This is a genomic window from Emticicia sp. 17c (assembly GCF_037153985.1).
GTDB lineage: Bacteria > Bacteroidota > Bacteroidia > Cytophagales > Spirosomataceae > Emticicia.
Genome location: NZ_JBBAYI010000009.1, coordinates 63,514 through 86,806 on the forward strand (window position 1 = coordinate 63,514; position 23,293 = coordinate 86,806).

Sequence of the window (23,293 nt, forward strand, 5' to 3'; positions counted from 1 at the left end):
ATGACAGGCATATTTTATAACATTCACTTACCTGATGAAAATATCAATTGTTACAGCCGCGTATAATTCAGCCGCAACTATTCGTGATACCATTGAAAGCGTACTTTCTCAAGATTACCCTGATATTGAATACATTGTTGCCGACGGAGCTTCTAAAGATGGAACCGTAGACATTTTGAAATCTTATGGCGACAGAATAAAATGGGTGTCAGAAAAAGACAGCGGAATTTATGAGGCCATGAGCAAAGGCGTAAAGATGGCAACAGGCGAGGTGGTGGGCATTATGGGATCAGACGATTTTTATCCGAATACAGAGGTTATCTCAAAAGTAGCAAAAGCCTTTGAAGAGTCGAAGGCCGATTCGGTCTATGGCGATTTGTATTATGTCGATAACGAAGATATCAATAAAATTGTACGCAACTGGCGTTCGGGCAAGTATGATAAAAAACGTTTTCTTTCAGGCTGGATGCCCCCACATACGGCTTTCTTCTTGAAGAAATCAGCTTATGATACCTACGGTTTATATGATACGTCATTCAGAAGTGCCGGCGACTACGAACTAATGCTCAGAATGCTTTATAAACATAATGTATCTTCTTTTTATATTCCTGAAGTACTCATGAAAATGCGTACCGGAGGCACCAGTAATGCATCGCTTAAAAACCGTATCAGAGCCAATAAGGAAGACCGCCGCGCTTGGGAAATAAACGGGCTTAAACCTTACTGGTATACGATTTATGCCAAGCCATTATCAAAAATATTCCAATGGATAATTAAGTAATTGATATAATCCTGTGGGTTTTCCCTCTGAAATCAAAAGTATCTTGGCTTGTTTTGCCTAACAATATTTGTCCGATGGGCGATTGTGGCGAAACCACCATGATACTTTTGTTGTTTAGTTCGATAATTCCGGCTCCCACAGCTATAAAGAAGAACCCCATTGAGGTTTCAACCAATGCACCGAAGGTAGCCGTAGCAGGAGTTTCTTTCAGGTTTATTTTTTCAAGTAAAAGCCGTTCCTGCCGTGCTTGTTCATACATTCGCCCATTCATTTCACGGTCTATTTGCCCCATAGCACGGGCAGTTTCGTATTTATCACCTGCCGAACTTTTTCCTTCCTCATTAGCCGAATTTTTTGCTGCCTCCATGGCTTCCCATGAAGTATTCATGCGTTTTTCTATAAGACCTTTTACTTTTTCCAATAATGTTTCTTTCATGCAGCTAGTTAAACTTTTAAGAGGATACAGCATTTAATCCTCCGGTTAAATTAATAAGGTTTTCATACCCGTATTTTTCTTTGAGCAGGGCAATTGCTTTTTTACTTCTGATACCACTCTGGCAGTGAACAACCACAGTTTTATCTCGTCTGATTTGAGGTACATACTTTTCAAGTTCAGACAAGGGCATGAGTTCCCCTCCAATATTAAAAGTATGGTATTCATGTACTTCGCGTACATCAATCAACTGATACGATTTTTCAGGAAGATTCTGCTCTTGGGTATGCAATGCCATATATTCTTCATAATCCATTTCAGGGGTATCGGTGCTGGCTACACCGCAAAAAGCCTCATAGTCAATCAGTTTTTCAATAGGTGGGCTGTCTGGTATTTTCGGAATCCTGATAATCCGCTGTTGCATCGAAAGCGTATCTATCAGCAAGAGTTTTCCGGCTAAAGGCTCACCTATACCTGTAATAGCTTTAATGGTTTCAAGGGCTTGCATTGACCCCACAATACCCGGTAATACCCCTAATACGCCAGCCTCGGAGCAATTGGGTGCCTGATGAGGCGGAGGTGGCTCAGGAAATAAATCACGGTAAGTAGCATTTCCTTTGTAATTAAATAAAGCTACCTGCCCTTCAAAACGATGGATAGCCCCATACACAAAAGGTTTGTTTAGTAATATACAGGCATCATTGACCAGATAGCGCGTCGGGAAATTATCTGTACCATCTACAACAATATCATATTTTTCAATAATAGCCAGTGCATTTGTAGCGGTTAGGCGTGTAGGATAGGCATAAATATCTACAAACGGATTCAGGGCTTTTATGCGTTGCTCGGTTTGGCTTAATTTTGAGGCCCCCACTTGCTCGGTCGTATAAAGTATCTGGCGTTGCAAGTTGCTGACTTGAATAGTATCGTTTTCAACAATGCCCAAGGTGCCTACTCCGGCAGCCGCCAGATACAAAAGTATGGGGCTTCCCAAACCACCGCAGCCAATTACCAGAACTTTGGCATTCCTGAGTTTTTCCTGACCACCTATGCCTAATTCAGGCAAAAGAATCTGCCTGTCGTAGCGTCTTATTTCTTCTGAACTTAAAGCCATGTTAAAAATTCTTAAAAACTATCAAAAATTAAGATTTTTTACAGTTTTTTTTCGATAAAACTAATTTTTAAATCAAAAGTACGTTTATTTGTTATTCTTAATCAGTAAAATTTAAAAACAGTATATTTAAAAATGAAGAAAATCATCGTTGTTCTTTCAGTAAGTCTTTTTACCACACAATTTTCGATAGCACAAGGTTCCAAAACCCCTCCTAAAAAAGCCCCGGCCCCAGCTTCAACTGCCAAACCTGCTGCGGTAACTTCGGCCCCTGTAATGAAAAATGCCATTGATTCGCTTAGCTATGCAATCGGAATGAACATTGGAGGCAATCTGAAGCAACAGAATATGAAAGTAAATAGTGCATTATTGGCAAAAGCAATTGACCAGTTATTAAATGACCAGAAAACTGAGCTTGACCCTAACGATGCGAACGCTTATATACAAGGGTATTTCCAGAACGAAGCCATGAAAAAAGGTACAGCTAACCTCAAAGCAGGAGAGGCTTTTCTGGCAGCAAACAAAGCAAAACCAGGTATAGTAACACTTCCAAGTGGTTTGCAGTATCAGGTAATAAAAGAAGGCACTGGCCCTAAACCAACCGCAACAGATAGAGTTAAAGTACATTACCACGGCACTTTAACTGATGGAACAATATTTGATAGTTCTGTGCAAAGAGGTACTCCGGCCGAGTTTGGTGTAAACGAAGTGATTCAGGGTTGGGTAGAGGCTTTGCAATTAATGCCTGTGGGTTCAAAATGGAAACTGTTTATTCCGGCAGGTTTGGGTTATGGGCCACAAGCACCCCCAAGTATCGGACCAAATCAGGTGTTGGTTTTTGACGTTGAGCTACTTGAAATCGTGAAGTAGTGAGTCAGGTAAATAGCCTCATGAGGATGCAACAATAATAGAAGTATTATTGTTAATAACATAATGAACTGCTGGCTGTTAGTTTTTAAACAACAGATTTTACATACTTATTCTATTTAAAACTAAAACTCTCCTTTAGGGGAAGGGGTTAATTATGTTAGAAATTATGAAAAAAATATTAGTCCTACTTACCCTAACGGGGCTTTTTGGATGTTTTGAAAATAAAGCTCAGAACAAAACGTCTGCAACACCAACCTATGGTTACAGAGAACTGACACCTACGCGTACACAAGAGCAGGTGGAACAGTTTGTAACACAGTTTCTGAGTTATCATCATTACCAGAAATTTAAACTTGATGATAATTTTTCCTCGAAGGTGTGGGATAATTTCCTCAAAGATGTAGATGGTGGGCATTCATACTTTACGCAGGCTGATATTGATGCTTTTGAAAAGTATCGTAACGGAATTGATGAAGACCTGCTTGAAGGCGATTTAACCCCGGCTTTCGATGTATTTAATCTTTTCAGAGCTAAATACAAAAAACGTTATGAGTATATCATGGGTTTGCTTGACAAGCCTTTTGATTTTACTACGGACGAAAGTTTTGATGTTGACCGCGAAAAAGCTACATGGGCTAAGTCAGAAGAAGAACTTGACGATGTATGGCGCAAAATTGTAAAAAGTCAGGTGCTTGACCTGAAATTAAGCGGTAGTAAAGATAGTGCCATTGTAGCTACCCTGAAAGACCGTTACAAACGTTGGGAGTCGCGCATTGCCAAATGGCGTTCGGAAGATGTATTCCAGACATTCATGAATGCGTTTTCTGAAACTATTGACCCCCACACCAGCTATATGATTCCTAGCACGGCAGCACAGTTCAATATTGAAATGAGCCAGTCGGTAGAAGGAATTGGTGCTTCGCTGAAAAACGAAGGTGACTACGTAGTAATTGCAGAGGTTATTCCGGGTGGGCCTTTGTTTAAAGATGGAAAAACAACGAAAAACGACCGCATAGTGGCCGTTGCACAAGGAGATAATGGCCCATGGCAGGACATAGTAGGCTGGCTTACGGATGATGCCGTTAAACTTATCAGAGGTACGAAAGGAACCGTTGTGCGCATTCGTTTGTTGCCCGGCGATGCTGCTCCTGGAGCACCCACCAAAGAATTAAGACTTGTGCGAGAAAAAGTAAAACTCGAAGAAGCCGTTGCTAAAGGTGAGGTTGTGCCAGTAAATCATAACGGGAAAGAGTATAAACTTGGTGTGATAGATATTCCGATGTTTTACCGTGACTTTGAAGATGCCCGCAAAGGTGGTGATTTTCAGAGTACCACAAAAGACGTAAAACGCTTCCTTACTAATTTTAAAGCAAAAGGTGTTGATGGCGTAGTTATCGATTTAAGAAATAACGGTGGTGGCTCTTTAACAGAAGCTATTAACCTGACGGGCTTGTTTATTACCAAAGGCCCCGTAGTACAACGCCGCGATAACAACGGTGGGGTTGATGTAGAAAGTGACACAGACCCTGAACTAGTTTATAACGGACCATTGGTTATTTTACAGAATCGTTTTAGTGCCTCGGCATCTGAAATTTTTGCAGGTGCTATTCAGGACTATAAAAGAGGGCTGATTGTAGGTGAAAAATCGTTTGGTAAAGGTACAGTACAACAATTGGTAGACCTCGACCAGTTCTTGCTTTCGCCACGGACGGCTTCTAATGATAAAAAGGCTTCGTCGAATGTTGGATTTGACCAGAAAGAAAAATACGGTCAGTTAAAGTTAACAACCGAGAAGTTTTATCGTATTACAGGAAATAGTACGCAACGTAAAGGAGTAATGGCTGATATTAATCTGCCAAGCCCATTTGACCCTGATGAGATGGGTGAAAGCTCTCAGCCAAGCGCATTGCCATTCGACCAGATTAATACGTCGATTTATGAGAAAACGACCAATATTAACGATAAGGTTGTTAGCAAGTTGCAGGAAAAATACGAGCAACGCCTGAACTCGGACCCAGCTATGAAGCAACTCGTAGATGATTTGAACGAATATCGTAAAACTAAGGATATTACAGTAGTTTCGTTAAATGAAGCAAAACGTAAACAGGAGAGAGAAGAAAACGAAAAACACCGGAGTGCAGTTAACAAGCTGAGTTCAGGTGAAAAAGATGGAAAAGAAAAAGACCTGATATTGAGCGAAACAGAGAGAATACTTTGTGATTTAATAAGTATACAGAAGTAACAGAATATTAAATGCGAAATGCCTGATTGAGTCTCAGTCAGGCATTTCGCATTTAATACCATTCACTACAAAGTAGCATCAGATTTGGCTGAATCGGCGGTTGGGGGAGCCGTATGCGGGTGTGCCTGAGGAAAAGGCTGATAGGTAGGTATTTGTGGTACCGACAAAAATTCTACATCTATTACAAAATATTTTGTGTCACCATTCCACGGAAACTGAAAGAATTTTTCATGATACCTCAAAGTAACTCTTTCGCCTGTTTTCAAAGCTCTTTTAAGTTTGGGTATAACTGAATCGAGTTTACATGAAAAATCCCAGTAACGAGGGGTTAGAGTTCCTGTTTCGCCTGAATAACCTCCTTCATTCAACACACCTTCAAAAGTTTTAAATACATAGCCACGGTCACTGATTTTTGAGATAGTACCAGCCCTTTCTCCGCTTGAATAATGCCCGGCTGTAAGATAATAAAGTAAGCCTATTAACAATAACAGTATAATTATCAGCGTAATTCTCAGTTTCATTGCCTTATAATTTAAATGAATTTAATGGTGCAAATGAAATGATTTTTAAGAAAATTGCAAAGTTTCTTATCTTAACTTTGTTAGATGAAATTGATGCGGAAATTCAGCCCTATATTATATGGGCGAATTTTGAGGTAGTTATTGGCGTCAAACGATTGCGAAAGTCCATAACGGAAAGTTGGCTCAACCCAAAGAGATTTTCCTCCTTTTACGGGGTATGATAAACCCACCGACGCATTTATATAATAGCCAAATTCTTTATTATTAAGTACATGTACAGCCTCGGCACCACCTATTACATACAGTTTACTTTTTTTCTGCATTACCAGATAGGCGTTGTCTAGTTTTATTCCTAAGGTCTGCAAGAACTGCTTCTGTGCTACCTGCTTGTCAATACCAACCAATGTATAAGACCCGTTGTCTGCAGTCTGGAGTTCATAGTCTCCGTTATTAATTTCATAATTAGCCCATTGTTGCACTCCGGTATAGGTAGCCGACGCACCCACCGAAAAACGGTTTGAAAGTGGTTTCATTACTCCACCTCTAAGCTGCACACCTAACCTTTGGTTATCAATAGGGTCTAAACGGCCTACCTGTTGAATATAAGTGCTGGTCTGAGGCAGAATAGTAAAAGCCTGATACGTTTGTAGCGGCATGAGGCTGGCTGTCAGAATTAACTTACGATACACCTTTTGTTCTTTTTCCTGATAGGGTTTTTCGTTGTTATAGGCAATAGCTCCAAAAGGCTTACGAATGGCCTTTGGCTGAAAAGGTTTGCTGTCTAGCTCCGTCAATGAAACAGAGGTTTCTTCCGACACATCGGTGGTTCTATCGATATTAGAAATAAGTTTTTCTGGAGCATTTTCGTTAGTAGATACCTCAGAGCCAGTGTTACTTTCTTTTTTGTTATGGGTTCTATTAGCCTTTTCTGCTAGCAAGGCAGCATTATTGTTTTTAGGTAATTTGTTAAACTTGTTGTTACCTGTGGCTTTATTGTCTGAACTGTTTTTATCAGCCGAAACACTGTTTTTGGTTGGCTGTTCTGCTAATTCAATCTTTGTGTCTTTTGTAATTGGTGGGTTTTGATTGGCCTTCTTACCACTTCCTTGTGTGCCTTTACCTGAGGTGCTGTTTGCGGCAGTAGTGCTGTTGTCTGGTGTAGTATTGAGTAGCCACCACAAGCTGCCGAGCAGCAACACAAGCCCTGCGGCTATACCTACGCGATAAAATAGCGGAATGAAAATTCCACGCCGACGTTTTTTAGGCTGAATAGCCTCTTGTATCTTAAGCCAGCTAATGGCTTCTGGTTCGGCTTCATAATGCTGAAACATCTGGGCCAAATCAACACCTGCACGTATTTTATCCCATGTTTCTGGCTCAGGTTCCGCCTCATAATTCCTGAATTTCTGGTTCAGGTCAATACCTGCCCGTATTTTTTCCCACGATTCCGCCTCTGGTTCTGCTTCGTATTCCTGAAACATCTGTGAAAGCTGTACGGACGCACGAATTTTCTCCCAGGTATCTACCTGGGGTTCTGACTCGTAGTTGTTAAACATTTCCGAAAGCTTTCTTTTTATTTCGTCGTCTGCTTGCATAAATTACCCTTCAGGAGGGGGAAAAACACTGTATTTTAAACTGTTACGCCCATTTCAATTAATCGCCTTCTTAAATGGACTTTAGCTCTTGATAGTTGCGATTTTGATGTTCCTTCCGAAATACCCAGTATTTTGGCTATTTCGTTGTGTTCATAACCATCAATCAAATATAAGTTTACTACCATTCGGTAGCCGTCTGAAAGTTCGTTAATAACCGAAACAATTTCTTCATGGCTTAGTTGCGAAATGGCACTAATATCGGTATTATTAGTATCTTCCAATACTGAATAATCAACAAATTGCCGTTCGTTAGTATTCTGCCTGTAATGGTCAATAGCGGTACGAATCACCAGCGATTTTACCCAATACTCGACAGATTCAGGCTTTTGTAAATCCTGAATTTTATTGAAAACCTTAATGAAAGCATCCTGAAATATATCTTCGGCTTCCATTACAGTACGCGCATAACGACGGCAGATACCTAAAAGGCGGCCCTTATATAAATTATAAAAGGCTGCTTGGGCTCTGGGGTCGTTCCGTTGGCATCCAAGTACTAATTCTATTTCACTGGGCATTCTTAAAAGGTTTGCAGCGTTTTTAGTAATAACGTTTTAAATAGGCTAGCATTATCTGCCCTTAATTACAATAACAACAATGTTCAGGCTTTTCGGGCTGTTACAAAATTGCCATTAGCATCAAAGCTCAGTACATAAAAATCACCGTTTACTTTGATAACCAATATGTATGAAAATAATTTATTGTCTGCAAAATTCATTAATCCCATCTGAAACACCCACCCTGCATACACCGTGTTTATGTACTGTTTTATGTTTTCTGGTATGTCCTCCTCAGCCATTCCTTTTTCCAGTACTTTACTCATATTTAGTTTTAATATATTCTCAACCAGCGTAAGCGGATTCCCTTTGTCGTCGAAAGTATAATTATAAATAGAGTTATCTTTTAAAATAGCTACCCAGTATATTTTTTTATCTCTGTCGGTAATCAGCGAGGTTTGCAGGTAAGTAAACTCCTGATGCCTGTTGGTTAAGAAACTGCTAATTGCTGCCGGCAAATCTTTGGGTTGAATAGATTTTATTTCGTACTTATTGCTTGATGCTCCGGCAGGCCCGCATACCTGTTGGCCACGTATAAAAAAGCCGTCGGCATCGAATTGTATCGAGAATTGCTTGTTAAGGGCTGTTACAAGAATATAATAGCCCAATAATGTGCCGTTCTGGGCGTATGTAATGCCGTTTTCGTAAGTCCATGCCGAAAACTGAATATTCAAGTACTCACGCACTCGCTGCGGTATTTCGCTACTAGCCACAACTTTATATTCTAGCCTGTTTAAAGGGGCATGCACACCAAAAGTGCCGGTTCTTAGTACATTTCCTTTTTCGTCAAATAAATACTCGAAAGTAGTCAGGTCTTTGGTAATAACTACCGAGTATAACTTACCGCCTCCTTGCAATACTACGGCTGCTTTTACGAGCGTGTAATCTTTGTGCTTGTTGTCCAGATAAGACCTGATAATTTCTGGTAAATCCTGTTTTTCAATAAAATAAAAACGTGGTGGGCCACCACCTCCAGGCCCCATTTTATCGTTGGTAGCTACCATGATAAATGTACCTGTTTTGTCGAAAACAACAACTATGTCTTTACCTTCGGCTAGTGTGGCTATTACTTTATAGCCAATAATGCTGCCGTCGGGGTTCATTTGCTGGCAAATATTTTTAACAACGGCCCCCGGAAAATTAGTGGTTATGTAATTTTTGGCGTTATCGGGCAATTGAATACTATTGGCAACTCTGTAAGTCTCTGAGATTTTTCCTAGATTATTTACTACGGCCGACATCTGGTCAACCCTGACCTGAAAGTTCGACTCCCAGAGTTTGTCTTTCTCTAAAGTGGAGAACCTTATCTGTGTGGCCTCAGGAAACTCTGTTTTAATGGCATTAACCGCTACTGACGGAATAGCCTCATTGGGGTTGATGCGTGGTTGAAGGTCAGTTACCCTATCGCAAGCCGACAAAACACAGCCTAAAAGCAGCAGTATGTAGAGTTTTTTCATTTTTGCGTTGATAACTTTTCTTCTTATGATATTAATACAGACGTAAACACTAACAAATGGGTTGCATGGCTTGTTTTCAAAAAAACTTCTTTATCAGATAAAGTATGAAATTTAATAACAAGCTGAGCAATATCATGGTTACAACAGGAAAATAAATACGGGTATTTCCTTTTTCATAACGGATGTCGCCCGGTAAACGCCCAAACCAATGCAGTTTATCTGAGAAAAAATAAATAATAATACCTACTACTACAATAATACCTCCGATGAAGATTATATATTTTCCTGTGTTTTGATTCATACGCTTTCTATTTTTGCGAAAAACTTTTTAACTCGATTATGGTAAACGAAAAACTCGAAGATGCACACAAATTTAAGCTATGGAAAAAGAATTTGATAGAAAATGGCTTAAAAATCAATCATATTGAGCAGCATTATACACGATACCGATATAACGGAGAAATTCTTTTTTCATTATTAATGCTGGATGCCGATACTCCCGAAGGCGATAAAATTCCGCCTATCTGTTTTATGAAAGGCGAGGTGGTATCGGTATTAATATGCCTCATCGACAAAGCTACTCAGGATAAATATCTGTTACTGGTAAAACAAAGAAGAATTGCCGAGGGTGGTTTTACTTACGAGCATCCGGCCGGGATGGTAGATGGTACAAAAACGCCTTTGGAAATAGCTGTGCAAGAGGTAAGAGAAGAAACGGGGCTATCTATTACTGAAGAGCAGCTAATTGATGTGACACCACAGAAGAGGGTGTTCCCGAGTACGGGTACAAGCGATGAAGCCATATATTTATATTACTGCGAAATACCTATGAGTATACAAGAAATAGATGCCTTGCACAATAAACAAATGGGTACCGACTATGAATTTGAACGCATAACTACACATATTATGCCTTTTGCCGAAGGGCATAGACTCATAAACAATACCAATGCCTTGCTATTGAGTTATTTGTATCTGGCTAAAGTGCAGGATTTCGAGTTAATGGCAAGCCTCTGACCAACAAACAAAATCCCTGTCTTTTGCAAGGCAGGGCTTTCAAATATGACTGATATAAGCAATACCTATACTAATTTCCAGCCATCGCGGTATTGGCGTTGTACGAACTGGTTAGCTTCATCGAAGTTAGTAATTTTCATGTTGTTACCATCCCAGATTAGTTTTTTACGTCCGTCGTAGTTAAAGCCATTTTTACCGTTCGATTTACGTAGGTTATAGCTACGAATAGCTAGGTTACCCATCAATACTGTTTCAGTTAATGGGCCTGAGTAATCGAAAGATGAAGAAAGACCTTTGTGTTCTTTGCTATTGAAACCAGCTTTACATGCTTCGGCCCATGATGCCTGATGGCCATGTTCTGGTAATGGTTTCACGTTAGGGTCTTGTTTCGGAACTAAATCCATTTTATCTCCATTTTTCATGTAGATTTTCGGTGTATTTCCATAAGTACCGCAAGTCATTACACCTTTAGTACCAATCATGATTACACCGTTGCTGCTATCGGCTTCTGCTAGTGGCTCGTTAGCCGGAATCCAGTCTGGGTGGAACGGACGAATACCGCCGTCTGTCCAGTACATAGTTACAGGCGCATTGTTACGCTTGGTAGCAGGGAATTTAATCTGAACACTTGATGATGGAGGGCAGCCTTCTGGGTTATACTCAGGGCTCCAGTCTTTCAGGAATACCTGCCCAACGCTACACTCTACTTCTGTCGGATAACCCAACCCTAATACTCTGAACGCAGGGTCAATCAAGTGGCAACCCATGTCACCTAAAGCACCTGTTCCGAAATTCCACCATCCACGCCATTTGAATGGGTGATAAAGCGGGTGATAATCAACCCAAGAGGCTGTACCTACCCATAAATCCCAGTCTTGTGGTGTCATAGAGTCAATTAACGGCGGTTTATCTGTTGGTACAGGGTTTCCTTGAGGCCAAACGGGGCGGTTTGTCCAGATATGTACTTCACTTACTGGCCCGATAGTACCTTTGTCAAGGTATTCCATCATGAGCTTTTGTGTTGGGTTAGAAGCACCCTGATTACCCATCTGCGAAACTACTTTGTATTTTCTGGCAGCTTCGGTCAGTTTACGGGCTTCGTAAATATCGTGCGTTAATGGTTTTTGTACATACACGTGTTTACCCATTTGCATAGCAGCCATGGCTGCTACTGCGTGTTGGTGGTCAGGTGTAGAAATCGTAACCGCATCAATATCTCCCTTCATTTCTTCAAGCATTACTCTGAAATCTTTGTAACGCTTCGCATTCGGGAATTTATCAAGGCTACCTTTACAACGAGCCATATCTACATCACAAATAGCCACTACATTGTTTACACCGTTGTTGTAAGCATTGGCAATGTCTGAAGCTCCTTTACCACCGGCACCAATAGCCGCGATATTTAATTTATCGCTGGGTGCAATAAAACCTTTACCTAATACATGACGAGGTACAATAAAGAATCCACTGGCGGCAATTGCACCGCTTTTAAGAAAATCCCTTCTGTTCGTTGTCTTTTTGTTTTGCATTATTGAAGAGTTGAATAGTGAAAATTAGATTTAAAAGTGACCTGAAATCCGAGACAGATTTCAGCTTTTATCAAGCATATATATTGGCTTTAATATTTAGTTCAAACTTACAAAAAAATCTTTTTGAAAGATAAAATTTGTAAGATTTACATAAAAAATATTATTCCATTCATAAATAAACGCTCAAGTAGGATAAAATCTTTTACCACTTGTAATTAATACTTGTTTTTAATGATGAAAGGCTATTGCGGCAGAGCTTTATTTTAGTATGATTTTATGCCCTCCTGAAAACAGAATCCTCATTTAATAACTGCGTAAATAAAAGAATTAAGGGCAGGTAATCAGTGTTGTGTCAATGCCTCATTCAAATACCCGACAGGATTAAGATAAAACATCTTTTTCCAGCCCTGAGGTGCGCCATCGACCCGCCATAGATAAGGAAAAAGCGTTGTAATTGAATAGTGTAGATGTGGAGCTTTGCCTTTGGCATTACCACTATCGCCAACAGTTCCGATAACACTGGTATTATTAACGAAAGATAAAAAGCGTGTTGTTGTTTTGTCCAGATGAGCATAATAATGAAGCCTCCATTTAGGGCCTAGTATAAGCACTACATTACCACCCATGCCAAACACGCCTTTATAAATAACAAGCCCTTTGGTGGCGGCAGTAACGGGTGTGCCTTTCTCGGCAAAGATATCTACACCCTTATGAGTACCCGATTTACCCCACGGATAATACCAGTATGATTGCTGATTGTAACTTGCTTTGGTTGCTCCGCTTACGGGTACGCGAAAGCCCTGAGGAACTAGAAGAACCGAAATAACCAGTAGTAGTAAAAATGATAAAGCTATTCTTTTTTGCACGACAGTATTTTTTGGAGGTAACGAGTAGGCTAAACAAATAGGGTAGAAAAATAGTAATAAATATCAATAAATAAATGCTTTACAGAAGCCTGAAACCGTTAATCATAAAAATAGGCTTGCTTTTTGTTTTAGACAGAATCAAAACTAAATTTGTGCCTTAGCTGTTGACAATTACATTACACACTTAAACATAAAGTTTACTTTAAATGGCGAAGAAAATAGAAAATCTTACCCCGCAACAAATCGTACAAGAACTCGATAAATATATTATTGGCCAGAAAGAGGCAAAAAGAAACGTGGCCATTGCCCTGAGAAATCGCTGGAGGAGAATGAATGCTGCCGAAGATATGCAAGCCGAGATTATTCCGAATAATATTTTAATGATAGGAACTACGGGCGTAGGTAAAACCGAAATTGCCCGCCGGTTGGCAAAAATTGCGGAAGCACCCTTTACAAAAGTTGAAGCATCGAAGTTTACGGAAGTGGGCTATGTTGGCCGCGACTGTGAAAGTATGGTGCGAGACCTCGTGGAGCAATCGGTAAATATGGTTAGGGCAGCCAAAAAAGAGGAAGTAAAAGCAAAGGCTCTTGAAACCGTCGAAGATAACCTGCTTGATATACTGATTCCGCCAATGAAAGACAAAAAAGAGGTAGGCTTTGTAGTAGAAGGCAAAAAGAAAGAAATAGAAGATTATACCGAACACCTGCTGAATGAAAAAACACGAGAGGCTTTCAGAGAGAAATTACGGAAAGGTGACTTGGACCATAGAAAAGTTGAAATAGATGTGCAAGGTAACAATGCACCTTCGATAGGTGTAATGGGTGGCCCTATTGACGATGTGTCGATGATGAATATTCAGGAAATGATAGGGGGGATGCTACCTAAAAAAGGTAGAAAACGTAAAGTAACCATTGCAGAAGCAAGAAAATTATTGTTGGAAGAAGAAGCCGCCAAACTGATTGATATGGATGAAGTGAAAGAGGAGGCTATCTGGAAAGCTGAAAATCTGGGTATTATTTTTATTGATGAAATTGATAAAATAGCCTCGTCAAGTGCGAAATCGGGAGGGCCCGATGTAAGCCGCGAAGGTGTACAACGAGATTTACTACCCATAGTTGAAGGAAGTACCGTAAACACCAAACACGGTTCGGTTAAAACAGACCATATTCTGTTTGTAGCAGCAGGTGCGTTTCATGTAGCCAAGCCTTCTGACCTGATTCCTGAATTACAAGGGCGTTTCCCTATCAGGGTTGAACTGGAAAGTTTAACCGAAGAAAATTTTTATCAGATACTGAAAGCTCCTAAAAATGCGCTTACCAAACAATATGAAGCCATGCTGGACGCTGAAAATGTGAGCCTTACCTTTGATGATGAGGCCCTCAGAGAAATAGCGCGTATAGCCTTTTATGCAAATACCGAAGTGGAGAATATCGGAGCCAGAAGGCTACAAACAGTAATGAGCCACTTGCTAAGCGAAATTATGTTCGACGTACCTGATAAAATAGGACCTAATGCGCAGATTATTATTACAAAAGAGCTAGTTAATGAGCGGTTGGCTAATCTGGTTAAAAATAAAGACCTAAGCCAATACATATTGTAATTAGTGCGGGCATAGCCATAAAAAAGACCTTGAGGTAGCTTACCGAGGTCTTTTTTATGATGTATGTAAAATTATTTCTTTTTAGGATAATAATAGAGATACGACGGGGTGGTTTGCCCATCGGGTTTTTCACTATTAGTAAAATAACCATTGCCATCTTTATCAAAGCAGAAACCTTCTCCCTGCGATTCCCTTACGTAAGGTAATAGCGCGTCGCGGGTGCGGGAAAGTGTTTCTGGAATGGTTTCTCCGTCACGGCGATACCAGTAGTATAATACCTCATAATTACGTATTACGATTTCTTTCCCATCGGATGAAATCCCTCCGCTTGTGATAAACATATAGGGGAGAGTTTGAATAAACTTGGCGGTCTGGATTTCCGTAACCGACTGCGGATATGGTAACATATACAAACGCACATTAAATTCTCTCTTGCTTACTATATAAATATCTTTAGTAGCAGGGTCTAGTAAAATGCACTCGGCATCGCGGCTTCCGTCGGGGTACTGAAAGGCTATACGGTCGTAGGCCGTAACAGGCTGGTTTAATGATTGAGGTTCTAAAAACCTGTATATATAATATTTATTGTCATATACAGCCAGATTGTCGCCAATTTCGGCCAGATACAAATAGTTTTTACCAGCTTCAGGGCCAGGGCCTATGGCAATATCTTCCCAGTCACGATTAGGGAAAGGCATTTGTACTGCCCCTTTGTATTGCCCCTGATGTGAGAATAAATGAATTGAGTTCGGGTTGTCGCCATCTTCTTCAAACCATACGTTACCCGGCATACTGCGGCTGTCGCATACGCCTGAGGCTTCGTTAGCTATATTAAGTGGTAATACAGAAGCAATCGGAGTGGCTTCATATTCGGGTAGTTTAACGGTTTGTGGGGTGGGGTCAGGTTTTTTGAACCAGTCACAGGAACTCAGAAAAAGCGAGACAAGTAAGTAAATAATATTTTTTTTCATCAGGCTACTATAAAATTCACACAAAGAAAACAATTCTTTAGGGAGAATATTAGCTTTAATAAATATTTAATCAATAACACTAATTAGCCTGAGCATATCAGAAATCTATTTTTTGACCCCTGATGGCTTTTTTGGCAGCCTCTTTCTTTTTTGATTGCAGGCGTTTCTCTACGGCTTCTCCTGAGGGCTTGGTGGCTACCCTTTTTTTACGCTCATGTAATGTTTTTTCTAACAATTTATAAAACTTCCTGACAACCAACTCTTTGTTTTGTAACTGGCTGCGCTTTTCTTGTGCCGTAATAACCAATATGGTTTGTTGCACTAGCTGATTTTGTAGTTTTTCGAGTAGCTTTTGTTTCTGGGTATCAGATAAGAAAGCCGATGCTTGAATATCAAACCGTAATTCGACTTTGGTTTCTACTTTATTTACATTTTGTCCGCCCGGACCCCCGCTTCTGGAGGTCGAAAAATCAAATTCAGGTGAAAAATCTATATCTTTTATCATGAATATACTTTATTATTGTGTAAACGAGCCTAGCCTTGCACAACCGTACCCAGCAGATGGGCAATTTTCTTGATTACTTCTTTTAGTTGCATCATTTTCATTAAAATCTGCTCTTGTGCTTCATACGATTGGGCCTCTATCAGTTCGTTGGTAAGTTTAGCCATATCAGACTCAAACCGGCTTTTTTTCAGTCGCAGAATATTTGTGTAGGCCATGTCTGCTAATTTATCGGCTTCCACAGGTACATAAATTTCGTATTTCTCCCAGTTCTCACTCAGGTGGTGGGGCGAAGATAACCAGTTAATGGCCTGTTGTTGTATTTCAATATCCTGATGGCTGGTAAAATGGGTGGTCTGTGGAATTTCTCCTTTTTGGTGAAACTCCCGGAAGATGCTTAGTATTTTCTGGTAAGACAACGTTTCAAACTCCATATCCCTGATTTCGTTAAATATGTAGTCTGTGAGTGTAAAATCAATGTTTTCTACTACATTTCTTTCCAGTACGTGGCTTCCATAGCAAACAAGCAAACGCACACATTCTTCTTCATGGTAAGAAACAAGGCTGCGCTCTTTATCAGTTTTGGTTTCAGGGTCGTCGGGTATAAAAACAGGTACTTCAGTTTCCAGCCCGATTTCGGCCAAATGTTGTGTTTTTTGTTGTCGTTGGCGGTCTTTCTCGCTTTCCTGAACTTTTTTCTGGAATATCTTATTCCCCTCAGTAATCAGAATATGTTCGTCGATACTAAGTAAAGAAGCTACTTCTTTGTAAAAAACCGACCGTTTTATTGAGTCAGGAATTTTAGAAATGGTTTCAACTAGTTCTTTAATGAGTTCTGCCCTTCGGATGGGGTCATTGCCAACATCTTTGAGCGAGATTTCTGTTTTGAAACGAATAAAGTCTTTCTGGGTGTTTTTGATATATTCTTTAAACGCCTGACTACCCACCTTCTGAACAAAGCTGTCGGGGTCATCGCCATCAGGAAAAACCACTGCTTTTACATTAAGCCCTTCTTCCAGAATAATATCAATTCCCCGCAGTGAGGCTTTTATTCCGGCGGCATCACCATCATATAAAACGGTAATATTGTTTGTAAACCGCCTGATTAACTGAATTTGCTCTTTGGTAAGAGACGTGCCAGAAGAGGCAACCACATTTTCGATTCCTGACTGATTAAGCGATACAACGTCGGTGTATCCTTCAACCAGATAACAGTTGTCTTCCTGCCTGATAGGATTTTTTGCCTGTGCAATGCCATAAACGATAAAACTTTTATGGTAAACGGCTGTTTCGGGCGAGTTGAGGTATTTTGGCGAATTAGGGTCCTTTTTCAGGATTCTGGCACCGAAAGCAATTGCCTTACCGGCCACATTATGAATCGGAAAAATAACCCGCCCTCTGAATCGGTCAATGGGGTCTTTGCCTTCCTTAATAAGGGTCAGACCTGCTTTTTCGAGAATATCCAAAGAGAAACCATTCTTTAAGGCATATTTTGTGAAAACATCCCAGCCATCGGGGCTATAACCCAAGTCGAATTTATGAATGGTTGCATGATTAAACCCTCTTTCTTTGAAATAGCTCTGACCTATACTTTCGCCTTCAGAGGTTTTCCAGAGTTGGTCCTGATAATATTTATTGGCAAAGTCAAGGGCTATGTAAAGGCTTTCTTTTTCATTCTGGCTTTGCTGTTCTTCATCGGTAACCTCGCGTTCGGCAATTTCTATTCCATATTTTTTTGCCAGATGCCTGAGTGCTTCGGGGTAGCCTAAACCTTCAATATCCATCACAAACCTAACCGAGTCGCCCGCTTTGCCACACCCGAAGCATTTATAAATGCCTTTAGAGGGCGAAACAGAAAACGAAGGGGTTTTTTCGTTGTGAAAAGGGCAGCAGGCTATCATGTTTGCCCCACGTTTTTTCAGGGAAACATAATCACCAACTACTTCCACAATGTCGGCAGCCTGAATAATCTGTTGAACGGTGTCTTGGTCTATACGCATGAAGCTATTTCAGATGGAAACGTTAAATTGACGTTTTTAATCCTATTTTTGTTCCAAAACTAATAAAAACCAATGGAACTTTTTACTTTTATTAATATTGGCGGTACTATTGCTTTTGCGGCATCGGGTACACTTGCTGCTATTCGTAAGGACCTTGATATTTTCGGACTTCTGGTTATTGCCTTTGTGACATCCATAGGAGGAGGAACCATCCGTGATGTGCTGATAGGCCATTTGCCCGTGCGCTGGCTTCTGGATTCCTCCATTATTCTGCTTATACTTGGAACCGCCGCCGTTACGGTTATTTTCAGAAGTAAAATTAAGCACCTTGATAAAACACTTACTTTCTTCGACTCGCTGGGGTTAGGTTTTTTTGCCTTGAGAGGCATACAGGAAGGCATAGCCATACACCTGAATATTCCGTCCTGCATTATACTGGGTACCATTACTGCCTGTTTCGGTGGAGTTATCAGAGATATTCTGCTGAACGAAATTCCGGCACTTTTCCGTACGGGCGAATTATACGCTACTGTGTGTATTATTGGAGGGGTGTTGTATTTTGCTTTGTTAAAACTAAATATCGCGTCAGACTTCCGAGACGTAATTATTATTCTGTTTATTTTCGGTATACGTATGCTGGCCATCAGGAAGAATATCTCATTGCCAAAAATCAATAAAATGTAAAAAGTTGTTGGAAAATTTCAATTTAATTCATTAATTTGCTGTATGAACCAAAACTACTACTGAAAAGAGTTGCCTCCATATCGCTTCTTGTATTACTTGTCTGTAATATACTTGGCTCTACGTTTGTCTTACTGATGGACAAATGGCAGGAACAACGTATGATACAGCCTAGTGTGTTTTTTGAAGAAAAAGGCGAGCAACTTGTTATGAAACTACCTATGGCCATTCCTTATCTGGCTAGCTGGAATGAATCAGAAGAAACAGATGGTTTAATTATCTACAAAGGCAATTTTTTCCGTACACAAGAACGTAAATTCGAAAACGATACGCTTTATACTTACTGTACAAAAGAAAATGCCAGCCGGGAAAACGTGTTCAGTTTATTGCAACAAGTAAAGAAACACGTAAACGATGAGCCTACCGCCCCCGGTAAAAAAGCAATGAATTTCTTTAAGAATCTTACCAAAGATTATACACAGTTTAATACTCAGAATATTGCTTATTTCTGGGTTGAAGACCTCCCGTTAAAAATCTACACATATCAGGAATTTATTCCTGCTTCAATTTTACTGGTTCACTCTCCTCCGCCAGACTTGGTTTAAAAACAGATTTTTCTTTTCTACAATTTTTATCGTAATACGATAGGCTATGCCCTATGGTGTTTATCGGTGAAAATTCACGCTCAAAATCAACACTCTTTTGGGTACATTGGGTAGGCTTATAGCCCATTCAGGCTCTATTGGTGCAGTATAAATTGCTGCAAATATGCCTCTATGGATAAAACTACGCGGTGGCCCTTCTGAACAAGACTGTTTTTAACCAAAACTCTATATTTTAAAAATGAAATTACTTTACAAGTTGATACTTGTGTTGGTAGGCGGTGTCTGCATGAATACTTATGCCCAAATGCCTCATGATGCTATCTATATGAATAAAAATTCAATTTGTATAGCGGCTACTTATGCTAATAGCCAATGGTCAGAATACTGGGAAAATAACCTGAAACGCGAAAATTTCAATATAGGCACACATACTACCCAAAGCGTGATGCCAATGATTGCTTATGGAATTACCAAAAAACTAAATGTACTTGCGGGCTTACCTTATGTATCGACCAAAACAAGTGCGGGTAATTTGATGGGCCAGAAAGGATTACAAGATTTATCGGTATGGGTAAAATATAATATGGTGCAGACCGATAACGGCTTGTCGCTTCATGGTGTATTGGGTGGCTCGGTGCCTGTAAGCAATTACGTGAAAGATTTTTTACCGATGTCAATCGGCATTGGAGCTAAAACAGCTACTGCTCGTTTGGTTGCTCATTACAAGCATAAGTCAGGGTTCTATATTACGGCACATGGGAGCTATATTTTCCGTAGCAACATAACAGTTGACAGAGATGCGTATCAGGCCGATGACCGAGTTTATAATACCAACGAAGTAAGAATTCCGAATGCAACCGATGTAGCTGCAAGGGCAGGTTATTACAAAAAAGGTATTCAGGCAGAACTTTTCATTGATAAAAATACGTGTGTTGGCGGCGATTATATCCGCCGGAATGATATGCCTTTCCCGACAAATAACATGAAGGCTACCGGAGTAGGTTTTTATGGTAAGTTCCAACCTAAAAACATTGGGTTCAATGTAATGGCCAGAAAAGTAATCGATGGCCAGAACATGGGGCAATCAACTACTTTCTCAGTAGGCTTCCTGTACCAGATAAACTTCAAAACAAAGTCGGCAGTGACTTCAAAAAATTAAGATTGTAGAAAAGATTAATCACAGAAAATATGCTTCCCCAAGCAATTCAACTGATTGAATATGGGGCCCGATTATGAAAAAAATACATTTATCACTTATATTTCTTACGGTATTCAGCTTAGTGGTTTCATCTTGTAATAAAGATTTAGAAGAACCTTTAAGAGAAGCCTACATTCCGGCCAAGCTAGATGAAAAAGGCGGTACTTGGAAAACCTATATTTTAGCTAACGCAAATGAAGTAGCAGTAGCAGAACCAAAAGCAGTTAATTCGACCGAGTATCAGGATGAAATCAAGAAACTGAAAAATACGGTTGCTACTATTACGCCTGAAAATAAAAAGGCAGTTAGTTATTGGGGAGCAGGTGCGGTTTATCGCTGGAACGAAATAGCCCGCGAACTAGCTGCGCGTTATAACCTTCCGCCTGCGTCAAATGCAGAAGGCAAATACCCTGTGCCCGACGCTGCGAATCCGTTAGCTGACCCTAAATTTCCTTTTGCAAACCCGCCATACACGGCTCGTGCATTGGCTTACCTGAGCGTAGCACAATACGATGCGCTGGTTGCTGCTTGGAACTACAAATATAAGTATAACCGTAAGGCACCGTCTAAAAACGATGCGTCGGTTTCTGCTTTATTGCCTGTGTCTGACCTACCTTCTTACCCATCAGAAGATGCCGTTGTAGCGGCTGCTTCTTATACCATTCTGGTAGCGATGTTTCCGGGTGAAGTACCTTTGTTAGATGCTAAACTGGCAGAAGCAAAAAATGCCCGTATCTGGGGAGGTATGAATGTAGATTCTGACATAAGCGCAGGCGATGCACTCGGTAAAGCTGTTGCTGCTAAAGTAATGAACCGTGCTAAAGCCGATGGGATGGGAGCCGCTAATAATCAGGCTTTAACGACTGGTATGATAGCCAACGCAAAATCAATGGGTTTAAAATCAGAGTGGTTAAGTCAAGAAATTCCTGCCCGCCCGCCAATGTTGCCAAACTATGGTGCTGTGCAGCCTTGGAACTTTGATAAAGCAACCATGATTGCCATGCGTCCAGGCCCACCGCCATCGTTAGATAGTGATGAATTTAAAAAAGCCCTTGATGAATTAAAAGAAATAGATAAGAAACAAACGCGTGAACAAGCTCGTATAGCAAACTACTGGTCTGACGGCGCAGGGAGCTACACCCCTCCCGGTCATTGGCACAGAGAAGCCGCTAACCTGTGTTTTCAGAACAAGTTCAGCGAACTAGCTACGGCACGTACACTGGCTTTGCTTGGTACAGCCGAAATGGATGCCGGTATAGCTTGCTGGGATGTAAAAACTTATTACTATTATCCGCGCCCGCAACAGTTTGGTGTAAAAACCTCGGTTGGTTTGCCTAACTTCCAGTCTTATACTTCAGGGCACTCAACTTTTTCGGGTGCAGCAGCGGCGGTGCTAGGGTCTATTTTCCCATCTGAAGCCGAGAGGCTGAAAGAAAGGGCAAATGAGGCTTCAATGTCGAGAGTTTATGGGCTTATCCATTACAGTTTTGATTGCCAAGTAGGATTAGCTCATGGCAAAAAAATTGGTGAATATGCCATTGCCCGCGGCAAAGCAGATGGCTCAGGCTTATAAGCCAAGTTAAATAAGTGGTAATCTGATTTTATTTCTTTTAAACGTATTAAATGATGAAAAAAATAATATATTTTTTCTCAATAGCATTGCTATTGAATTCAGTAAATGCTTTTTCTCAGGGATGTATAGCCGTTCGCCACATGGCATCGGCAACTGGTAACCCGAACAGCCCCGCCTCTATGATGAAAGGCGGACAGTTCCAGTTTACAGCATCGTATCGTTACTTACATTCGTTTCGTCATTTTGTTGGTACTGTTGAGCAAAAAGAACGTATCGAAAACGGTACACAGGTAATTAATACTTCGCATGCTTTTGATTTTGGTTTAAGCTATGCCGTTAACCCACGGTTGAGTTTCTCGTTGAATCTTCCTTTTCTTGATAACGACCGTTCTTCTCTATATGAGCATTATGGCAATTCAAAAGAGGCAAATCCTGACCAGAAACGTTTTCATACTTATTCAAAAGGTGTTGGCGATATGCGTGTTTCGGCTACTTACTGGTTATTGAACCCAGCTACTCACCTCAAAGGAAATCTGGCTATTGGTGTAGGTATTAAAGCACCAACAGGTGATGCAAACGTGCAAGGTGATTTTCATAAACTGGATAAAAATAAAAAAGAATATATCCAGCGTAAAGCCCTTGACCAATCAATGCAATTAGGCGATAGTGGCTGGGGATATAGCATTGAAATTCAAGGATACCAGTCAGTATTTAAAAATGCCTCTGTGTACTACAATGGTTTTTATATGTTCAGCCCTAAAACGGTTAATGCCGCAACAGGTTATTCGGTGCCTGACCAATTTGCTGGTCGTGCAGGTTTAAGTTATTCAATTCTGCCAAAACAAGGTATCTCTTTTGCTTTGGGTGGTAGAGTTGAAGGTTTACCAGCTATTGACAGAATTGGTAATAGCCAAGGCAACCGCCGTCCGGGATACATCGTTTCCGTAGAGCCAAGTGTTATTTTAAATACGCATCATCACTCATTTATTTTCGGAGTTCCTTACGCTGTTGTGCGTAACAGAATTAAGTCATGGAGCGATATGCAAGACCCACAAGGCTTAAAACATGGCGATGCAGCCTTTGCCGATTACCTCATTACAGCAACGTATGCTTATCGTTTCTAAAA

At 40.5% G+C, this 23,293-nt stretch carries 22 protein-coding genes; 10 read left to right on the forward strand and 12 right to left on the reverse strand.

Going from position 1 to position 23,293, the window contains the following annotated elements:
- Positions 1-34: 34 nt before the first annotated feature.
- Positions 35-781 carry a glycosyltransferase family 2 protein gene (locus WAA15_RS17115; RefSeq protein ID WP_337044034.1) on the forward strand — a complete coding sequence of 249 codons (747 nt, stop codon included), beginning with the start codon at positions 35-37 and terminating at the stop codon, positions 779-781.
- On the opposite strand, the gene WAA15_RS17120 is transcribed toward WAA15_RS17115, so the two are convergent.
- A complete protein-coding gene (locus WAA15_RS17120) occupies positions 774-1,217 on the reverse strand; it encodes a transcription elongation factor (RefSeq protein ID WP_337044035.1) in 444 nt (147 codons plus the stop codon). The two genes, WAA15_RS17115 and WAA15_RS17120, sit on opposite strands and share 8 nt — an antisense overlap.
- 16 nt (positions 1,218-1,233) lie before the next feature.
- Complete coding sequence (moeB, locus tag WAA15_RS17125) at positions 1,234-2,328, reverse strand: molybdopterin-synthase adenylyltransferase MoeB (protein ID WP_337044036.1); 1,095 nt, start codon at positions 2,326-2,328, stop codon at positions 1,234-1,236.
- A 132-nt stretch (positions 2,329-2,460) separates the two neighbouring features.
- Here moeB and WAA15_RS17130 point away from each other — a divergent pair, with 132 nt between their 5' ends.
- Positions 2,461-3,195, forward strand: a complete 735-nt coding sequence (locus tag WAA15_RS17130; RefSeq protein ID WP_337044037.1) for an FKBP-type peptidyl-prolyl cis-trans isomerase — start codon at positions 2,461-2,463, stop codon at positions 3,193-3,195.
- A gap of 166 nt (positions 3,196-3,361) precedes the next feature.
- Positions 3,362-5,437 carry a carboxy terminal-processing peptidase gene (locus tag WAA15_RS17135; RefSeq protein ID WP_337044038.1) on the forward strand — a complete coding sequence of 692 codons (2,076 nt, stop codon included), beginning with the start codon at positions 3,362-3,364 and terminating at the stop codon, positions 5,435-5,437.
- A gap of 65 nt (positions 5,438-5,502) precedes the next feature.
- On the opposite strand, the gene WAA15_RS17140 is transcribed toward WAA15_RS17135, so the two are convergent.
- From WAA15_RS17140 to WAA15_RS17160, 5 genes are all read right to left on the reverse strand, one after another.
- Positions 5,503-5,958 (reverse strand): hypothetical protein, encoded by a 456-nt coding sequence (locus tag WAA15_RS17140; protein WP_337044039.1) that lies wholly within the window; start codon positions 5,956-5,958, stop codon positions 5,503-5,505.
- An 80-nt stretch (positions 5,959-6,038) separates the two neighbouring features.
- On the reverse strand, positions 6,039-7,514 hold the full coding sequence (locus tag WAA15_RS17145; RefSeq protein WP_337044040.1) for a hypothetical protein: 1,476 nt from the start codon (positions 7,512-7,514) through the stop codon (positions 6,039-6,041).
- Positions 7,515-7,588: 74 nt separating this feature from the next.
- Positions 7,589-8,128 carry an RNA polymerase sigma factor gene (locus tag WAA15_RS17150; protein WP_337044041.1) on the reverse strand — a complete coding sequence of 180 codons (540 nt, stop codon included), beginning with the start codon at positions 8,126-8,128 and terminating at the stop codon, positions 7,589-7,591.
- 83 nt (positions 8,129-8,211) lie between these two features.
- Positions 8,212-9,624, reverse strand: a complete 1,413-nt coding sequence (locus WAA15_RS17155; RefSeq protein WP_337044042.1) for a PepSY-like domain-containing protein — start codon at positions 9,622-9,624, stop codon at positions 8,212-8,214.
- Between the two features lie 76 nt (positions 9,625-9,700).
- Complete coding sequence (locus WAA15_RS17160; RefSeq protein WP_337044043.1) at positions 9,701-9,925, reverse strand: DUF2905 domain-containing protein; 225 nt, start codon at positions 9,923-9,925, stop codon at positions 9,701-9,703.
- 38 nt (positions 9,926-9,963) lie between these two features.
- Between WAA15_RS17160 and WAA15_RS17165 the strand changes: the two genes are divergently transcribed.
- Positions 9,964-10,641 (forward strand): NUDIX hydrolase, encoded by a 678-nt coding sequence (locus WAA15_RS17165; RefSeq protein ID WP_337044044.1) that lies wholly within the window; start codon positions 9,964-9,966, stop codon positions 10,639-10,641.
- A 65-nt stretch (positions 10,642-10,706) separates the two neighbouring features.
- Here the strand turns inward: WAA15_RS17165 and WAA15_RS17170 are convergent, their stop codons facing one another.
- Positions 10,707-12,170 (reverse strand): Gfo/Idh/MocA family protein, encoded by a 1,464-nt coding sequence (locus WAA15_RS17170; RefSeq protein ID WP_337044045.1) that lies wholly within the window; start codon positions 12,168-12,170, stop codon positions 10,707-10,709.
- 341 nt (positions 12,171-12,511) lie between these two features.
- A complete protein-coding gene (locus WAA15_RS17175) occupies positions 12,512-13,036 on the reverse strand; it encodes a M23 family metallopeptidase (RefSeq protein ID WP_337044046.1) in 525 nt (174 codons plus the stop codon).
- Between the two features lie 206 nt (positions 13,037-13,242).
- On the opposite strand from WAA15_RS17175, the gene hslU reads away from it, so the two are divergent.
- Positions 13,243-14,637 carry an ATP-dependent protease ATPase subunit HslU gene (gene hslU / locus WAA15_RS17180; protein ID WP_337044047.1) on the forward strand — a complete coding sequence of 465 codons (1,395 nt, stop codon included), beginning with the start codon at positions 13,243-13,245 and terminating at the stop codon, positions 14,635-14,637.
- A 71-nt stretch (positions 14,638-14,708) separates the two neighbouring features.
- Here the strand turns inward: hslU and WAA15_RS17185 are convergent, their stop codons facing one another.
- The 3 genes from WAA15_RS17185 to dnaG all read right to left on the reverse strand — a co-directional run bounded on the left by WAA15_RS17185 (position 14,709) and on the right by dnaG (position 18,110).
- Positions 14,709-15,608: a PE-PGRS family protein gene (locus WAA15_RS17185; protein WP_337044048.1), complete on the reverse strand. Its 900-nt coding sequence runs from the start codon at positions 15,606-15,608 to the stop codon at positions 14,709-14,711.
- Positions 15,609-15,705: 97 nt separating this feature from the next.
- Entirely contained in the window at positions 15,706-16,113 is a 408-nt protein-coding gene (arfB, locus tag WAA15_RS17190; protein WP_337044049.1) for an alternative ribosome rescue aminoacyl-tRNA hydrolase ArfB, read from the reverse strand.
- A 29-nt stretch (positions 16,114-16,142) separates the two neighbouring features.
- Positions 16,143-18,110: a DNA primase gene (dnaG, locus tag WAA15_RS17195; RefSeq protein ID WP_337044050.1), complete on the reverse strand. Its 1,968-nt coding sequence runs from the start codon at positions 18,108-18,110 to the stop codon at positions 16,143-16,145.
- Between the two features lie 72 nt (positions 18,111-18,182).
- Between dnaG and WAA15_RS17200 the strand changes: the two genes are divergently transcribed.
- From WAA15_RS17200 to WAA15_RS17220, 5 genes are all read left to right on the forward strand, one after another.
- Positions 18,183-18,794 carry a trimeric intracellular cation channel family protein gene (locus WAA15_RS17200; protein ID WP_337044051.1) on the forward strand — a complete coding sequence of 204 codons (612 nt, stop codon included), beginning with the start codon at positions 18,183-18,185 and terminating at the stop codon, positions 18,792-18,794.
- A 35-nt stretch (positions 18,795-18,829) separates the two neighbouring features.
- Positions 18,830-19,396 carry a hypothetical protein gene (locus tag WAA15_RS17205; protein WP_337044052.1) on the forward strand — a complete coding sequence of 189 codons (567 nt, stop codon included), beginning with the start codon at positions 18,830-18,832 and terminating at the stop codon, positions 19,394-19,396.
- A 238-nt stretch (positions 19,397-19,634) separates the two neighbouring features.
- The gene (locus tag WAA15_RS17210; protein ID WP_337044053.1) at positions 19,635-20,555 is read left to right on the forward strand and encodes a hypothetical protein; all 921 of its coding nucleotides are present in this window, start codon (positions 19,635-19,637) and stop codon (positions 20,553-20,555) included.
- Positions 20,556-20,628: 73 nt separating this feature from the next.
- On the forward strand, positions 20,629-22,167 hold the full coding sequence (locus WAA15_RS17215) for a phosphatase PAP2 family protein (RefSeq protein WP_337044054.1): 1,539 nt from the start codon (positions 20,629-20,631) through the stop codon (positions 22,165-22,167).
- Positions 22,168-22,220: 53 nt separating this feature from the next.
- Positions 22,221-23,291 carry a hypothetical protein gene (locus tag WAA15_RS17220; RefSeq protein WP_337044055.1) on the forward strand — a complete coding sequence of 357 codons (1,071 nt, stop codon included), beginning with the start codon at positions 22,221-22,223 and terminating at the stop codon, positions 23,289-23,291.
- The last annotated feature ends 2 nt before the right edge of the window (positions 23,292-23,293 follow it).

Excerpts from the sequence above, each read along its gene's own strand:
- WAA15_RS17200 (WP_337044051.1), top strand. The coding sequence starts at position 18,183 with ATGGAACTTTTTACTTTTATTAATATTGGCGGTACTATTGCTTTTGCG.
- WAA15_RS17185 (WP_337044048.1), bottom strand. The coding sequence starts at position 15,608 with ATGAAAAAAAATATTATTTACTTACTTGTCTCGCTTTTTCTGAGTTCC.
- WAA15_RS17160 (WP_337044043.1), bottom strand. The coding sequence starts at position 9,925 with ATGAATCAAAACACAGGAAAATATATAATCTTCATCGGAGGTATTATT.
- WAA15_RS17120 (WP_337044035.1), bottom strand. The coding sequence starts at position 1,217 with ATGAAAGAAACATTATTGGAAAAAGTAAAAGGTCTTATAGAAAAACGC.
- arfB (WP_337044049.1), bottom strand. The coding sequence starts at position 16,113 with ATGATAAAAGATATAGATTTTTCACCTGAATTTGATTTTTCGACCTCC.
- WAA15_RS17115 (WP_337044034.1), top strand. The coding sequence starts at position 35 with ATGAAAATATCAATTGTTACAGCCGCGTATAATTCAGCCGCAACTATT.
- WAA15_RS17165 (WP_337044044.1), top strand. The coding sequence starts at position 9,964 with ATGGTAAACGAAAAACTCGAAGATGCACACAAATTTAAGCTATGGAAA.
- WAA15_RS17135 (WP_337044038.1), top strand. The coding sequence starts at position 3,362 with ATGAAAAAAATATTAGTCCTACTTACCCTAACGGGGCTTTTTGGATGT.
- WAA15_RS17130 (WP_337044037.1), top strand. The coding sequence starts at position 2,461 with ATGAAGAAAATCATCGTTGTTCTTTCAGTAAGTCTTTTTACCACACAA.
- WAA15_RS17210 (WP_337044053.1), top strand. The coding sequence starts at position 19,635 with ATGAAATTACTTTACAAGTTGATACTTGTGTTGGTAGGCGGTGTCTGC.
- WAA15_RS17155 (WP_337044042.1), bottom strand. The coding sequence starts at position 9,624 with ATGAAAAAACTCTACATACTGCTGCTTTTAGGCTGTGTTTTGTCGGCT.
- WAA15_RS17220 (WP_337044055.1), top strand. The coding sequence starts at position 22,221 with ATGAAAAAAATAATATATTTTTTCTCAATAGCATTGCTATTGAATTCA.
- WAA15_RS17145 (WP_337044040.1), bottom strand. The coding sequence starts at position 7,514 with ATGTTTAACAACTACGAGTCAGAACCCCAGGTAGATACCTGGGAGAAA.
- WAA15_RS17140 (WP_337044039.1), bottom strand. The coding sequence starts at position 5,958 with ATGAAACTGAGAATTACGCTGATAATTATACTGTTATTGTTAATAGGC.
- WAA15_RS17150 (WP_337044041.1), bottom strand. The coding sequence starts at position 8,128 with ATGCCCAGTGAAATAGAATTAGTACTTGGATGCCAACGGAACGACCCC.
- moeB (WP_337044036.1), bottom strand. The coding sequence starts at position 2,328 with ATGGCTTTAAGTTCAGAAGAAATAAGACGCTACGACAGGCAGATTCTT.
- hslU (WP_337044047.1), top strand. The coding sequence starts at position 13,243 with ATGGCGAAGAAAATAGAAAATCTTACCCCGCAACAAATCGTACAAGAA.
- WAA15_RS17170 (WP_337044045.1), bottom strand. The coding sequence starts at position 12,170 with ATGCAAAACAAAAAGACAACGAACAGAAGGGATTTTCTTAAAAGCGGT.
- dnaG (WP_337044050.1), bottom strand. The coding sequence starts at position 18,110 with ATGCGTATAGACCAAGACACCGTTCAACAGATTATTCAGGCTGCCGAC.
- WAA15_RS17215 (WP_337044054.1), top strand. The coding sequence starts at position 20,629 with ATGAAAAAAATACATTTATCACTTATATTTCTTACGGTATTCAGCTTA.